Origin of the sequence: Streptomyces sp. NPDC090106 (assembly GCF_044747265.1) — a bacterium.
Taxonomy (GTDB): Bacteria; Actinomycetota; Actinomycetes; order Streptomycetales; family Streptomycetaceae; genus Streptomyces.
This window is the reverse complement of the sequence record NZ_JBIVDS010000006.1, coordinates 145973-160143: the sequence shown is the minus strand read 5'-3', so window position 1 is coordinate 160143 and position 14171 is coordinate 145973. Positions and strand designations below refer to the sequence as shown.

Annotated in this window: 10 protein-coding genes; 3 read left to right on the top strand and 7 right to left on the bottom strand. The window is 71.9% G+C overall.

Annotation, left to right across the window (positions count from 1 at the left end):
* Positions 1–135 precede the first annotated feature (135 nt).
* A complete protein-coding gene (locus tag ACIPSE_RS20890) occupies positions 136–1137 on the top strand; it encodes a YbhN family protein (protein ID WP_401664575.1) in 1002 nt (333 codons plus the stop codon).
* Positions 1138–1251: 114 nt separating this feature from the next.
* On the opposite strand, the gene ACIPSE_RS20885 is transcribed toward ACIPSE_RS20890, so the two are convergent.
* A complete protein-coding gene (locus ACIPSE_RS20885; RefSeq protein ID WP_401664574.1) occupies positions 1252–2493 on the bottom strand; it encodes a nitrate/nitrite transporter in 1242 nt (413 codons plus the stop codon).
* A 205-nt stretch (positions 2494–2698) separates the two neighbouring features.
* On the opposite strand from ACIPSE_RS20885, the gene ACIPSE_RS20880 reads away from it, so the two are divergent.
* The gene (locus ACIPSE_RS20880; protein WP_401664573.1) at positions 2699–3148 is read left to right on the top strand and encodes a hypothetical protein; all 450 of its coding nucleotides are present in this window, start codon (positions 2699–2701) and stop codon (positions 3146–3148) included.
* A gap of 234 nt (positions 3149–3382) precedes the next feature.
* Here ACIPSE_RS20880 and ACIPSE_RS20875 read toward each other — a convergent pair whose 3' ends face one another.
* Positions 3383–6556 carry a tetratricopeptide repeat protein gene (locus ACIPSE_RS20875; RefSeq protein ID WP_401664572.1) on the bottom strand — a complete coding sequence of 1058 codons (3174 nt, stop codon included), beginning with the start codon at positions 6554–6556 and terminating at the stop codon, positions 3383–3385.
* A gap of 249 nt (positions 6557–6805) precedes the next feature.
* Here ACIPSE_RS20875 and ACIPSE_RS20870 point away from each other — a divergent pair, with 249 nt between their 5' ends.
* Positions 6806–8062: a hypothetical protein gene (locus tag ACIPSE_RS20870; RefSeq protein WP_401664571.1), complete on the top strand. Its 1257-nt coding sequence runs from the start codon at positions 6806–6808 to the stop codon at positions 8060–8062.
* Between the two features lie 423 nt (positions 8063–8485).
* Here the strand turns inward: ACIPSE_RS20870 and ACIPSE_RS20865 are convergent, their stop codons facing one another.
* The 5 genes from ACIPSE_RS20865 to ACIPSE_RS20845 form a co-directional block, all read right to left on the bottom strand.
* Positions 8486–10630, bottom strand: a complete 2145-nt coding sequence (locus ACIPSE_RS20865; protein WP_401664570.1) for an ATP-binding protein — start codon at positions 10628–10630, stop codon at positions 8486–8488.
* 160 nt (positions 10631–10790) lie between these two features.
* Positions 10791–11198 (bottom strand): peptide-methionine (R)-S-oxide reductase MsrB, encoded by a 408-nt coding sequence (gene msrB, locus ACIPSE_RS20860; RefSeq protein WP_401664569.1) that lies wholly within the window; start codon positions 11196–11198, stop codon positions 10791–10793.
* A 13-nt stretch (positions 11199–11211) separates the two neighbouring features.
* Positions 11212–12603, bottom strand: a complete 1392-nt coding sequence (gene murC / locus ACIPSE_RS20855) for a UDP-N-acetylmuramate--L-alanine ligase (protein WP_401664568.1) — start codon at positions 12601–12603, stop codon at positions 11212–11214.
* Positions 12604–12725: 122 nt separating this feature from the next.
* Positions 12726–13181 carry an indole-3-glycerol phosphate synthase gene (locus ACIPSE_RS20850; RefSeq protein WP_401665028.1) on the bottom strand — a complete coding sequence of 152 codons (456 nt, stop codon included), beginning with the start codon at positions 13179–13181 and terminating at the stop codon, positions 12726–12728.
* Positions 13182–13330: 149 nt separating this feature from the next.
* Positions 13331–14122: a pyrimidine reductase family protein gene (locus tag ACIPSE_RS20845; protein ID WP_401664567.1), complete on the bottom strand. Its 792-nt coding sequence runs from the start codon at positions 14120–14122 to the stop codon at positions 13331–13333.
* Between the last annotated feature and the right edge of the window lie 49 nt (positions 14123–14171).

The following is a 14171-nucleotide window of genomic DNA, read 5'->3' as shown; positions in this document are numbered from 1 at the left end:
CGGCCGCTCGTCGCGCACCCTTAGGCTCCCGGACACCCCGGCGTCACACCGTGCGGGCACCTTTCGGTCGTCCCCCTCCCCCGCCTCCCCTGCGCCCGTCCCCCGCGGGCGTGATGAGGAAGGACGACGCACGCCGTGACCACGCTCCCGCTCGAAGAGCTCCCCCGCCCGCTGCCGGCGCCTCCCCTGGCACCGGCCCTCACCTCCGGCCGCCGGGCCCGCACGGCCCTGAGCCTGCTGCCGCTCCTGCTGATCGCGGCCTGGGCGGCGTTCGACCGGCGGTCCCTGTACGACGGTGCCGCCCGGCTCGTCGCCGCCGACCCCTGGTGGCTGCTGGCCGCGGGCCTCTTCACCGTCCTCGGCTGGGGTTCCGCCGCGCTGGTGCGGCAGGGCGCGCTGCCGGACCGGCTGCCGACCGGGCCGCTGATCGCCTCGCAGTTCGCGGCCGGCGCCGCCAACCACGTCCTGCCGGCGAGCATCGGCGCCCACGCGGTCACCCTGCGCTTCCTGCGGCGCTGCGGGGTGCCGCTGCCGCGCGCGACGGCCTCCCTCGCGCTGTACTCGCTGGCCCGGCCGATCGCGAAGACCCTCGTCCTGCTCGGTTTCGTCGTGGCCTGCCCCGGTCTGCTGCACCTCGGCGACCTGATCCCCGACGGCCGCACCCTGATCCTGCCCGCCGCGTCCGTGGCGGTGAGCCTGCTCCTCGCGGCCCTGCTCGTGACGTTCGTCCGCCCGCTGCGCCGCCCCCTGCTCGACGTGCTGCGCACGGCCCTGACCGACGTACGCGTCCTGCACACCCGGCCCTGCCGCGTCCTCGCCCTGTGGGGCGGGGCCGCCGCGGCTCCCGTGCTCCAGGCGGCCGTGATCTTCTCGGTCGGCACGGCGCTGGGGCTGACCCTGACCTGGGTCCAGGTGACGTTCGCGTTCCTCGCCGCGAGCACGGCCGTCGGCGCGGTGCCCGCACCGGGCGGCATCGGCCCGGTCGACGCGGCGACGGTCTTCGCCCTGGTCGCGTTCGGCGCCCCCATGGGCACAGCCACGGCGACCCTCATCGCCTACCGGGTGCTGACGGTGTGGGTACCGCTGCTGCCGGGGGCGCTGGTGCTGTCGATGATGGTGCAGCGCAAGATGCTGTGACGGCGGGGGCGAGGCGAGCGGGGCCCTGGACGGGGCGGGACTCCGGCCGGGCGGTCAGGCAGGCGGTACGAAGACACCGGAGCCGCCCCCGGCCCGGCCCTACCCGGCCCGCGATCAGGTGGCCGGACCCGCCGGGGCCTTCCCCCGCCCCGCGTCCCGCATACGGCCGTACGCGTACACGCATCCGGCGAGCGCCAGGTCGGACAGCAGCATGAAGCCGATGGAGTAGGAGTTCTTGGCGCTGTAGACGGCGCCCATGACGAGCGGGGGCACGAAGCCGCCGAGACCGCCGACCGCGCCGACGATGCCGGTGACGCTGCCGACCTGGGCCTGCGGGGTGACCCGGGCGACGAGCGCGAAGACCGCGCCGCTGGTGGCACCGAGCGCGGCGGCCATGACGAGCAGACAGACCGTGGCTCCCGGCACCAGCGCCGGGTCGAAGGCCTGGACGACGGCGAGCAGGGCCACCACGCCGAGGGCGGAGGAGGTCACCACGGCCGGGTGGATCCGGTCCGAGAGCCATCCGCCGATGGGCCGGAACACGACGGTGACCAGCGCGAACCCGGCGGCCCTGGTCCCCGCGTCGGTGGCGTCCAGCTCGTACCAGGTCTTCAGGTACGTCGGCAGGTACACGCCGAACGCGACGATGCCGCCGAACCCGATCGCGTACAGCGCGGACAGCTCCCAGGTCACCCGGAGCCGTCCGGCCTGCCCGAGCCGGGTGGTGAGCGGGGTGGAGGGCACCGGACGGTCGGGCCGGTCCTCGATGAGGAAGTAGGCGAGCACGGCGTACACGGCGAGCGCCGCGGCCAGGACGAGGAACGGCAGGCTCTCGCTGTGGTGGTACATCCGGGGCGTGAAGTAGCCCGAGAGCGCGACACCGCCCATGCCCATCCCGAAGACGCCGAGCGCCGCGCCCCGCCGCGCGGGCGGGAACCAGGAGTTCACCAGCGGGACACCGATGGCGAAGGTCGTCCCGCCGAGCCCCAGCACGAACCCCACGACGAGCAGCGGCACATACGACGAGTGCGCCGGGATGAGCAACAGCACCGGAATGATCGTCAACGCGCTGACCAGCGGAAACATCAACTTGGCGCCGTAGCGGTCGGTGAGCGCCCCGACGGGCACCCGTCCGAGTGACCCCACCAGCACGGGCACCGCCACCAGCACGGACTGCGCGAAGGAACTCATGTGGAGGTCCTCGTCGAAGTCCGCGGCGACCGGAGCGATCAGGTCCCACGCCCAGAAGGTGAGCGTGAACCCGACGGTGGCCACCACCAGGTTCCGCCAGGCCACGGGCCCCGGCCGCTCCTCGGCCACCGCCACGCCCTCACCCACCGACGCCCCACTGCCCATGACCCGCTCCCGGACCTCACCGAGGGCTCCACCCGTCCGAGATCACCGGAGCCGATGCCCTCCATGAGGTCACGGGGCGGGGACGGCGGCAACTCGGGCGGGCGCCGGCGAGCCCTGGGGCCGAGGCACCGGTGACGCCACGGAGCCGTCCGCCTACCGTGGACCGGCGGAACGCCACCTGTGTCCTTACGGTCGAGGGAGCGCTGTGGAAGCCGAGTTGGCAACGCTGATCGCGACAGGAGCGACGACGGCTGTCGGGCTCATGGTCACCGAGACATGGGACCAGGCGAGACAGCGCCTGGTCCGGCTCTTCTCACGCGGGGGCGCCGCGAACGCCGCGGACGAGGAGCTGAGCAGGTCGCGCAACGCCCTGGTCGCAGCGGCCGGGACACCGGACGAAGAGGCGCTGACGTCCGACATCACGGCCCTGATCCGGCTCCGCCTGCGCGGAGTCCTGGCCCAGGACCCCGGCGCGGCGACGGAACTCCGTCGCCTCATCGACGAGTTGGCACCCCCCGCAGGGGCCGCGGCGCCGGGGGACGTCCGCAACAGCATCACCGGCGGCACGGTGCACGGTCCGGTGGTGCAGGGTCACACGTTCTCGAACCTGACCTTCGGCGCCGCCGACGACACAGCTTCGGACCCGAGCGAGTGAGTCCGCCCGGCTTCTGCGGATACCTGTGCGAGCGTCCGCGCCAACCTGTACGGTCTGCTGCGCCGGAGTGATCCACTCCGCGTTCACCAGAACTGTCCCTGAAAAGAGCGAAGTTGAACACACTTCTGAGCTTGACGAGCACCGGCTTCTCTACGACCGACATCGCGTACGTGACAGCAGAGGTGCTCCGCTGGATGTGGTGATCCAGCACCCCACCGGCTCCTGGGAAGGGGCTCAGGAGCCGGTCGGTTCGTGTCCCGTCAGCAGGCGCGACAGTTCGTCCGCCTCGTGGTCGGCGCCGAGCCGCCGGTACAGGGCGATCGCTTCTTCCCCGTACCGCCTGGCCCGTCCGGCCCCCTGGGGACTCAGGAACGCCGTCCGCGCCAGTCCGGCGAGCGCCTGCGCGGACCCCAGAGGGAAGTCGACGCTCCGGGCGACGCCGAGGGCCTGTTCATAACCGCTCCGAGCGATATCGAGCCGCCCCGACTCCCGCTGGACGTCCGCCGCTCCGATGAGGGCGCGCAGCCGCTCGAAGGGATTGTCGATCCGGGTGGCGAGTTGTTCCGCCATGGTGAGATGCAGCAACGCCTCGCCCCGTTGCCCCGACCGCGCGTGGGCCATGCCCAGGCTGATCAGCGCATCAGCCTCCCCCAGCACGTCACCACCGGCCCGGTAGGCGGCCAAGGCCCGGCGATAGCAGACCAGGGCGAGCTCTGTCCGGCCCACGGCCTGATGGACCGCGCCGAGATTGGTGTCCAAGATCGCGATCTCGTGCCGCCCTCCGTGCTGACGCATCAGGACAAGGGACTTTTCGTAGCAGTTCCGGGCGTCGTCGTAGCGCGCCTGGAGAAAGTGCAGCTCACCGCGGTTGTTGAGGGCTTGGGCCACACCGTACAGATCGGGCAGCTCCTCGTGGATGCTCTGCATCAGCTCCACCCGGTGCAGGGCTTCGTCGTACTGTCCGGCGTAATAGAGGACCGCGCCCTGCACGTTGAGGCACTCGGCCTCGCCCGCCCGGTCGCCGGTCTCGCGGTGCAGTGCCAGCGATTCTTCGAGCGCATTCATCGCCGCGGCGCCATGTCCCGCCGCGAGGTGGGCACGGCCCGCCTGGAACAGGGCGTCCGCGCGGCCGTTGACGTCGAGGAGTTCCTCGTGGATCGAGAGAGCCTCGGTCGCGCAACGTAACGCCTCTCCATGGTTGCGCTGGGCCAGGAGGTCCGCCCTGTCGATCAGGGTCCGGGCGAGTGCGGGCCGGTCGCCCGAGGCGCGGAGCGCGGGTACGGCCGCGTCGAAGAGGTCCATGGCGATGTCCGCGGTTCCCCACAGTTTGAGGGAGCGGGCCAGCACGCTCGGGAAGAGCCCGGCGTGCTCCGGGTAGTGGGCTGCCGCCGTGCGGGCGACGGCCAGCAGGTTGCCGCGCTCGACGGTCAGCCACACCGACGCCTCGTCCCGGTCGGCGAACTCGACGAGCACGGGGTGACAGTCCTGCTCAGGCCCCGGAACGAGGGCGGGGCGCTGTGGGTGAGCGAGGCGTTCGGCTCGCCTGGCGGCGGCGAGATAGAAGGCGACGAGACGGCCGACGCGGGTGTGCCGGTCCGTGTTCTGGGCCGAGCGCGCACCTATCCGCAGCCCGAACGCACGCGTCAGGTCATGGAGTTGGTAGCGACCGCGTACGGGCTCTTCGAGGAGGCCGGAGTCCAGCAGGTCCTCGACGCATGCCTCCAGCACCCTTGCCTCGGTCCCGAAGTCGGGTCCGACCAGTGCTCTCGCGGCCACCAGCGTGATGTCCGGACCCGGATGCAGGGCAAGGCAGCGCAGAAGGCTCTGTGCGGAACCGCTGAGCTCCGTGTAGGAGAAGGAGAAGACCGCCTCGATGAGGTCGTCGAACTCTCCCAACGGATCGGAGGTATGGGCCAGCCGGTCGAGCAGGTCTGCGAGGGCCCAGGAGTCCCGGTGGCGGAACCTGCTGGCCATGATGGTCACGGCCAGCGGGTGGCACCCGCACAGGTCCACGACGCGTTCCAGCGCCTCGAGTTCGGCGGACACGCGCGAACCTCCGACGATCCGGGTGAAGAGAGCGGCCGCCTCCGCCTTGGACATGGCGTCCACGGCCAGCGAGGTGGCGCTGTCGAGCCCGGCGAGGCGGCTGCGCGTGGTCACGATCGCGCGGCACGTCGCGCTGCCGGGCAGCAGGGGTCTGACCTGGGCGGCGTCCCGCGCGTTGTCGAGCACGACGAGCACACGACGGCGTCCCGTCCACTCCCGCCAGCCCGCTGTCCGTTCCTCCAGCGAGTCCGGAAGGTCACCCGACCACCCGGCCGAGTGCAGGAGGATCGCGAGGGCCTCGGCCGGGCCCAGCGGCTCCTGGCTGCTGTAGCCGCGCAGGTCCACATGGAACTGGCCGTCGGGGTAGGCGGCACGCAGCAGGTGCGCGGCATGGACGGCCAGCGCGGTCTTGCCTATCCCGGGCATGCCGTGCACGACGGTGACGGGCAGAGCGTTCTCCACGTCCGTGGTGGTGCCGGAGGGCGCCAGGAGGATACGCAGCTCGCCGATCCGCCCGGTGAAGTCACGGGTGTCCCGGGGAAGGCAGTTGTGCGGTTCCAGCGTGTGCGCCGCGGGAGTGGGTGCGGGCGCGGTGTGCAGGAGCGCACCGTCCTGTTCGATCATCCGCAGGTGAAGGTCCTGGAGTTCCGCGCCCGGCTCGATCCCCTGGCTCTCCTGGAGCCGTACGTAGGTCTCCCGGTAGAGGGCGAGGGCCTCGTCGTGGCGGCCGGTGCGGTACAGGGCGAGCATCAGGCAGCCGATCACCCGTTGCGCGAAGGGGTTCTGCGAGGCCAGTTCCTGGAGTTCGCCGATGAGGTCGGCGTGCCGCCCCAACTCCATTTCCCAGCCGATCCGTTCCTCCCGGACCCGTCGATGGTCCTCGATCAGCCGTGAACGCGCCGACAGGGCCCAGTCGTTGTCGGTGAACTCGGACAACGGCTCGCCCCGCCAGAGGGCTTCGGCCGTCCGCAGCAGCCCGATGGCGAGCTCTCGCTCGCCGCGTTCCCGGGCGGCCACGGCGTCGGCTCTCAGGCGCTGGAAACGGAGCAGGTCGATGTCCTCGGGGTCGGCCCGCAGCTGGTACTGCCGTGGTGAGGGCCTCTCCACCCGGACGGACTCCTCGCCCACCGCCCGACGCAGCCTCCCCCGCAGCCGGGACAGATAACTGTGCAGGGTGTCCTGGGCCGTTGGCGGTGGCTCGCCGTTCCAGACGCGGTCCATGAGCGTGTCCACGGAGACCGGCTCGCCCCGGGCATGGACCAGCGCGGCGAGCACACAGCGTTCCTTCAGCGATCCCAGCTCGTACTGCTGTGGGCCGTTCCACAGTTCAAGCGGCCCCAGCGCAAGAAGTTCCACCGTCACCCCCGCAAGGTGTGCTGCTTCCCGCCGCATCCGGCAGTGCTCATACACATGTGCGGCACTGGATCCACTGTTCTGCGGGGCGCAGGGAGGACGCAGGGGCGTACGGAAGCGCGACCAGCGCACAGAGCAGTGGCGTCAAGGATCCACGGGAGTGCAGGGTTCCTGCAAGCCCGCCGTCCTGTCCCCTTGGGTACCTCACCGCCACGGGCCACCGAAGGCCCGTACGACGGAATCCGGGGGAATTCGACGATGAGCGTGACAGTGTCCGAACCGCACTGGCGTCATGTGCCGGTGCGGCTGGACGTCGAGCGGTGGGCCACCCGCAGGACTCACCGGCGCGTGCTGGTCGTGGTGCACACGGTGATCGCGGGTCAACGGCTGCTCGACACGATACGTCTGCTGGAAGGCGACGTGCGGGTGCAGACCTTCTTCACCCAGGCACCCGATGTGTTCAGCAACGGTGTTGCGGACTTCCTGGACCGGCTGGGAGGTCTGGTGCTGCCTTGGAGCCAGGCGGTGCAGACACCGTTCCATCTCGTGCTGGCCGCGAGCCATGGCAGCCTTCACGAGCTCCAGGCGCCGGTGATCGTGCTGCCGCACGGCGCGGGTCACAACAAGTTCACCTCTGCGGGCCGGCGCGGTGCTCCGGTGGCGCAGCGGGGGGTCTACGGTCTCAGCAGGCAGCGACTGGTGCGGGACGGCACGGTGGTGCCGGAGGCGATCGTCCTCGCCCATCACGAGGAGCTGTCCCGGCTCGGCCGTGAATGCCCCGAGGCGGTGCCCGCGGCGCACGTGGTGGGCGACCCGTGCTTCGACCGCGTCACGGCCAGTCTTCCGTCGCGGGCCCTGTACAGGGACGCCCTCGGTGCCAGGGCCGGACACCGGCTGGTCCTCGTCTGTTCGACCTGGGGCGCCGACTCGGTCGTCGGACACGGCTGGGAGATCCTCGAACAGCTGGTGACCGAACTGCCCCGCACCTCGTTCCGGGTCGCCGCGCTCCTGCATCCCCACATCTGGAACGCGCACGGCGACTGGCAGGTCCGCGCCTGGCTCGCCGGCCTGGCCCGCGCGGGGCTGACCCTGGTCAGTCCGTACGGGGACTGGGTGGGAGCCGTGGTCGCCGCCGACTACATCGTGGGCGACCACGGTTCGGTCTCGCTCTACGGCGCGATGACCGGCGTCCCGGTCCTCATGGCGGGCAGGGCAGAGGCCGATGTCGATCCGGGCTCCCCGCTGGGGGAACTGATGTCCTTCGCGCCGCGCGTGCGCACGGACCGTCCCTTGCTGCCCCAGCTCAACCGGAGCTCGGCCGTGGGCCGTTCGCATCGTTACGAGCGGGTCGCGGCGCGGATCTCCTCGGAACCGGGGCGGTTCTCGCACAAGATGCGCGCGCTGCTCTACCGCAAGCTGCGGCTGCGTGCACCGGCGGGCAGCACGACGCCGGAACCGGCACGGCTCCCGCTCACCGTCCGCTACGACGGGCCGGGCAGTCTTGCCGCGCCATGACGGGGTCCTCGTCTCCGTGGTGTCCCTGGACGCGGGACCGTGCGGGTCGCTGCAGCGGGTTCGTACGGTGCTGACGGACCCGTTCACCGGGGCCGTGAGCACGGAGGAGCACACCCGAACCCGGCTTCCCGCAACGGCCCGTCGGGCGCAGCTGGCCGATGTGCTGATCGAGCGGGGCACGGGGGCGGGAGCGGCGGCCGCGACCGCCTCCTCCCATCCGGGCGCTCTGGTGGTCGTGGTGCATCAGGACGCACGCGGCTGGATCCGGTTCGGCGGGAGAGGCACCGTCCGGGAACTGGGCATCGGCGCGGCGGGAGACGGGGAGGATCCGTGGCCGGCGATCGCCTCGGCGGCCCACGCCTGGCTGGTGGCCGGCCTGCCGGGCGTGGCCTTCGGTTCGGTACCGCTGCACGTGCTGCCGGTTCAGGTTTCCGGCCGACCGCCGTCCAGCCGGTGCAGTCGGTGCCGTAGGAGCTCCGCTTCCGGTGAGTGCGACCGGCCCACCGCCGAGTAGAGGTCCAGTGCCTCACGGCAGAGGTCCTGGGCGGTGCGCGTGTCCGCGCGCCGCTCGGCGACCTCCGCGAGTCCCGCGACGGCACGGGCGATCTCGTAGCTCGCGGTCATGCCGCGAAGGGTGGCGAGCGCCGAGGAGAAGTGGTCGGCCGCCTGCGCGAGACGGTCCAGAGCGAGGTGTGCACGCCCCAGAAGGGTTTCCGCGCGGGCGGCGTTGTACGTGTCACCGGCACTCCGAAGGGCGTCGCGGGCGGAAGCACCCTGCTGGACGGCTTCTTCTGCGTGGCCTGTCGCCAGAGCGACGTCCGCGAGATTCAGGCCCGCCAGCGCGCCGGCTCGCCGGTCACCGTGGACCGGCAACTCGGCCGCCGCGCGCCGGAACAGTTCGGCGGCTTCGCCCGATCGCCCGAGTCGTTGCAGGGCGAGTCCCCGGTAGTTGAGCGTCCGAGCCAGGCCGAGCCGGTCGCCGCGGTCCTCGAAGAGCCGGGCCGCACGCTCGAACATCTCCAGGGCGCGCCCGTGATCCCCGGAGCCCAGTCGACCCACTCCGCCGGAGGTGAGCATCCGGCACTGCGCGGCCGTGTCCCCCGACTCGGTTGCCGCAGCGAGGCCTTCCTCATGTGCGCCGTGCCAGTCGTCGTAGAACTTGCGGCGCAGGAAGAGGGGCCACAGGGCGTCCGCGAGCTGCCAGGCGACGGTCGGACTGCCTTCGGCGCGGGAGCGCCGCAGCACGGCCATGAGCTGCGGCAGCTCCCGCTCCAGCCAGTCCAGGGCGGCTTCGGCGTTCCGGCCGACATCGGCGACGACCACCGGCCCCGGACCGAAGTCACGTGCCATGGTGCGGTGCTGGGGGTCGATGATCTCTTCTGCGCGAGTGGCGCTCGCGAGGTAGTGGTCGGCGATCCGGCGTACGGCCCGTTCCCGCTCCTCGAGCGGTTCCTCCTCCCGCGCCCGAGCGGCGGCGTGCAGCCGTACCAGGTCGTGGAAACGGTGGCGCTCTTCTCCCGCGTCCAGGAGGAGACTCGCGTCATGCAGCGTCTCCAGCAGGGCCGGGGCCGCGCTCGCCTCGCCGGCCAGCACGGCCGCCGCGACACCGCTCCCGAACTCCGGACCGGCATGGAGTCCCAGCAGCCGGTACAACCGAGCGGCCTGAGGGGGCAGCGCCCGGTAGGACAGGTCCAGGGCCGCCCGGACGTTGTGGTCTCCGTCGATGGCCAACACCTCCAACCGGTCGTGCTCTTCCTTGAGGGCGTGAACCATCGTGGTGATGCGTCGGCCGGGACGCGCCGCGAGCCGGGCGCCCGCGACCCGGACCGCCAGGGGCAGTCCGGCACAGAGCTCGACCAGTGTGCGAGCATCGTCGGGCTGGGCGGCCACCCGGCCGTCGGAGAGGGTGTCGGCGAGCAGTTCGACGGCCGCCTCGGGAGCAAGCGCGTCCAGGTGGACGGCCCGGCAGCCGTCGACCGCCAGCCCCGGCAGTCTGTTTCGGCTCGTCACCGCGGTCACATTGGCGCCGCCGGGCAGCAGGGGCCGTACCTGTGCGGCGGTCGCGGCATCGTCGAGCAGCACGACGAGACGCCGGCCCGCGGTCAGTGACCGGTACAGGACGGACCGCTCGGCCGGCGTGACCGGCACCTGTTGCACGGGGATGCCCAAGGCCCGCAGAAAGCGTCCGAGTATCTCGCCCGGGAGCACCGGCCCCTCGGCCGACTGGGCGCCGAGATCCGCATACAGCTGCCCGTCGGGAAAGTCGGGGCGCAGCGTGGTCAGCCACTTCACCGCGAGGGTGGTCTTGCCGACCCCGCCGAGGCCGCTCACCGCGGCCAGCACGTGCCTGTCCTGACGCAGGGCGTGGGCCCGGTGCCGTTCCAGCTCCCGCAGTTCCGGCGATCGGTCGACCACATGCCCGCGCGGCGGAAGCTGCCAGGGAGTCTCGTCCACAGGACGCGGCGCGGAGCCGATGTGGACATCGCCGTACACCGCGCCGGCCTGCACGACCGCTCCGTGCACCGTGCCGCTCAACTCGTTGTGCGCATCGAGCCCGTGGCCCCGCACGCGCGCCCCCTCACACCGTGCGCCCGAACCAGCGCCTCGGGGGAATCCTTTCCGCACAGGTGGTCGATATCCACACGTCGGCGAAAAGCACCCGTGGCACCCCGCCGGACGGCGGCTCCCGGACAGCGTCCAAGAGCCGCTCAGCCGGTTCACGCCGGCGTCAGCCCTCGTCCTCCGTCAGTCGCAGCGAGATGCTGTTGATGCAGTACCGCTGGTCCGTGGGTGTGGCATAGCCCTCGCCCGCGAACACGTGGCCGAGGTGGGAGCCGCAGCGGGAGCAGCGGACCTCCGTGCGGACCATGCCGTGGGAGCGGTCCTCGATGAGTTCGACGGCGTCGGTGTCCTTGGGGTCGTAGAAGGACGGCCAGCCGCAGTGGGACTCGAACTTGGTGGTGGAGGTGAAGAGCTCGGCGCCGCAGGCGCGGCAGGAGTAGACGCCCTTCTTCTTGGTGTCGGTGTACTCACCGGCGAACGCGGGCTCGGTGCCGGCCTGGCGCAGGACGGCGTATTCGGCCGGGGTCAGTTCCGCGCGCCACTGCTCGTCCGGCTTCTCGACGTCGTACGACATGCTGCTCAGCCCCTCACTTCGACAGACGGTCCAGGATCAGCGGGCCGAGGTCCGTCACGTCACCCGCGCCCATGGTGAGAACGAGATCACCGGGCTTCGCCATTCCCGCGACGACGGACGGCACATCCGCCTTGTCGTGGACCGGCGTCACATCGGCACCCGCGGCCCGCGCGGCCTCGATGATCAGGTCACTGGTGATGCCGGGGATCGGGTCCTCGCGGGCCGGGTAGATGTCCAGGACCAGGGAGGCGTCGGCGAGGGCCAGCGACTGGCCCATCTCCTTGCCCAGCTCCTGGGTGCGGGAGAAGAGGTGGGGCTGGAAGACCACGAGGATGCGGGCGTCACCGGCCGCCGCGCGCATCGCCTCCAGGTCGGCGGTCATCTCGGTGGGGTGGTGGGCGTAGGAGTCGATCACCTGGACGCCCGCCGCCTCGCCCTTGAGCTGGAGGCGCCGCTTCACCCCCGTGTACGCCGCGATGGCCGGGGCCAGCTCGGCCGCCGGGACGCCCAGCGCCGCGCCCGCCGCGAGCGCGGCCACCGCGTTGTGCGCGTAGTGGCGGCCGGGCACGGAGACCGCGAAGGTCAGCTCCTGGCCGTCGAGGACGACCGTGACCTCGCTCTTCAGGCCCTGAGGGAGCACCGACAGCACGCGTACGTCGGCGTCCGGCGCCTCGCCGTACGTCACCACCCGCACGTCGCTCGCGGCGAGCCGGCGGGTGAGTTCCCGGGCACCCTCGTGGTCGGCGGAGATCACCAGCGTGCCGCCGGGGACGATCCGGCCCGCGAACGTCTCGAAGGACTCGTAGATCTCGTCCATGGAGGCGTAGTTCGCGTGGTGGTCCAGCTCCACGTTGAGGACGATCGCGACCTCGGGGGCGTACTTGTGGAAGCTGCGGTCCGATTCGTCGGCCTCGGCGACGAAGATCTCGCCGTCGCCGTGCAGCGCGTTGGAGCCGGGGGCGTCCAGGTCGCCGCCGATGGCGTACGACGGGTGCAGGCCCAGTTCGGTCAGGGAGACGGCCAGCATCGAGGTGGTCGTCGTCTTGCCGTGGGTGCCCGCGACCGCGATCGGCCGCAGCCCGTCCATGAGGGCGGCCAGCGCGTCGGACCGGTGCACGACCGGAATGCCCAGCTCGGCCGCGCGGGCCAGCTCCGGGTTGTCCTGGCGGATCGCGGAGGAGACGACCACGCAGCTCGCGTCGTCGGCGAGGTGTTCCGTCGCGTGTCCGATGTGCACGGTCGCCCCCAGCGCGCGCAGGGCCTCGGCGGTCGCCGACTCCTTGGCGTCGCTGCCCGCCACCGCGGCCCCGCGCTGGGCGAGGATCTTGGCGATCCCCGACATCCCGGCGCCGCCGATGCCGATGAAGTGCGGTCGGTCCATGGCGGGGGGAAGGCCGGGTGCCATGTGGTTCTCCCTGTACGTACGGATACGGCGGACGGTCAGCGGCAAGCCTATGCCGAGCCACCGACAGTCACGGACACCCGGCCCGGGCACCCGGCCACGACCGCGTCCCTGCCCGCGCCCGCCTACGACTCGCTGTGCGAGAACAGCTTCAGCACCGGCACCCCCACCTTGTGCCGGGCCCGGGAGGCCCAGTCGCGGTGGAAGAACTCCTCCACGTAGTGGGGATCGGTCAGGACGATCACCTCGTCCGCCGTGAACTCGTCGACGAGCGACTTCAGCGCGTCCAGGGGGTGGTCCTCGATCAGCCGCCCCTCCGCCTCGCTGCCCGAGGCGCGCAGCGCCCGCAACGAGACCTCCAGGGCCCGCTCCCCGAAATCGCGGGCCGCGGCCCCTTCCGGAACCTCGCGCTCGTGCGCGACCTCGTCGAGTTCGCCGAGTGCGACGTCGTCGATCGCCCGCAGCAGCCGGTCGGCCTGGTCGCCGCGCGGCTGGAGGAGCACTTGGAAGCTGACCTGCTCGTCCCCGTGGAGGGTGGTGACGAACTCGACGTCCGCGGACGTCAGCGCCTTCTCGATCATCAATACGCTTCTGAACACCGCGCGCCCCTTCTGCGGAAACCATCCTGCCCCGTGATCTCACGGGGCTGCGAGATTTAGTGTGCCCGTCGGAAGCTAAACGGAACGGGAGATTCCGCCGATCTGAGGACCGGCGTACGCCTGGTCGAATGTCAGGTGCGCCGGTAGCGGCCGAAGAGGAACCCCTCCTCCTCCAGCAGGGACACCAGTGCGAACCGCCGCGGAACCGGAACGGACGGCCCCCCGGTGATCCGCTGGGCGTCCCCCGCGTTGAGCATCGGCGCGAGGGTCAGGCACATCTCGTCCAGCGCGCCGGCGGCCACGAACTGTCCGAGCAGCCGTGGTCCGCCCTCGGTGAGCAGCCGGGTGTGCCCGAGCCCGGCGAGGGCCGTGACCGCGCGCGCGGGCTCCACGCCGGCCCCGTCACCGGCGATCACCACCCGCGCGCCCGCCTTCTCCGCGGCGGCGACCCGGTCGGAGGGGGCCGAGGCGCCGGTGAGGATCAGGGTGGGGACCAGCGGTGAGGTGAACAGGGGCAGCGAGAAGTCCAGGTCGAGGCCCGCGCTGACCACCGCGATCGCCGCCGCGGGATCCTGTCCGGCCGCCTCGCGCGCGGCGGCGAACTCCGCACGCGCGCGTGCCGGGCGATACCCCTCCTGCCGTACCGTTTCCGCACCGACCACGACGACATCCGCGAGCGCCCGCAGGGTGCCGAAGATCCGCATGTCGGAGGCGGTGGAGAGGGGCTGGGACCGGCCGTCGTGCTGAGCGGCCCCGTCGAGCGTGGACACCATGTTGGCCCGCAGCCAGGGCGCCCCGGCCGCGTCGGGGGCGGGGTAGGCGTAGGCGTAGGCCAGCTCCTGGAGGGTCCACTCGCGGTCGGCCGGCTCGGCCCCGGAGGCGTTCGCCGCTGTCTTGTCGGTCACAGGGAACAGGCGTCGCATGTCGTGCAGTGTGGCACGGTACCGGGCGACCTCCCCGGTCCATCGTGCC

Bases quoted from the DNA above. Each gene is read 5' to 3' on its own strand.
- ACIPSE_RS20845 (WP_401664567.1), bottom strand. From the start codon at position 14,122: ATGCGACGCCTGTTCCCTGTGACCGACAAGACAGCGGCGAACGCCTCC.
- msrB (WP_401664569.1), bottom strand. From the start codon at position 11,198: ATGTCGTACGACGTCGAGAAGCCGGACGAGCAGTGGCGCGCGGAACTG.
- ACIPSE_RS20885 (WP_401664574.1), bottom strand. From the start codon at position 2,493: ATGGGCAGTGGGGCGTCGGTGGGTGAGGGCGTGGCGGTGGCCGAGGAG.
- ACIPSE_RS20870 (WP_401664571.1), top strand. From the start codon at position 6,806: ATGAGCGTGACAGTGTCCGAACCGCACTGGCGTCATGTGCCGGTGCGG.
- murC (WP_401664568.1), bottom strand. From the start codon at position 12,603: ATGGCACCCGGCCTTCCCCCCGCCATGGACCGACCGCACTTCATCGGC.
- ACIPSE_RS20850 (WP_401665028.1), bottom strand. From the start codon at position 13,181: ATGATCGAGAAGGCGCTGACGTCCGCGGACGTCGAGTTCGTCACCACC.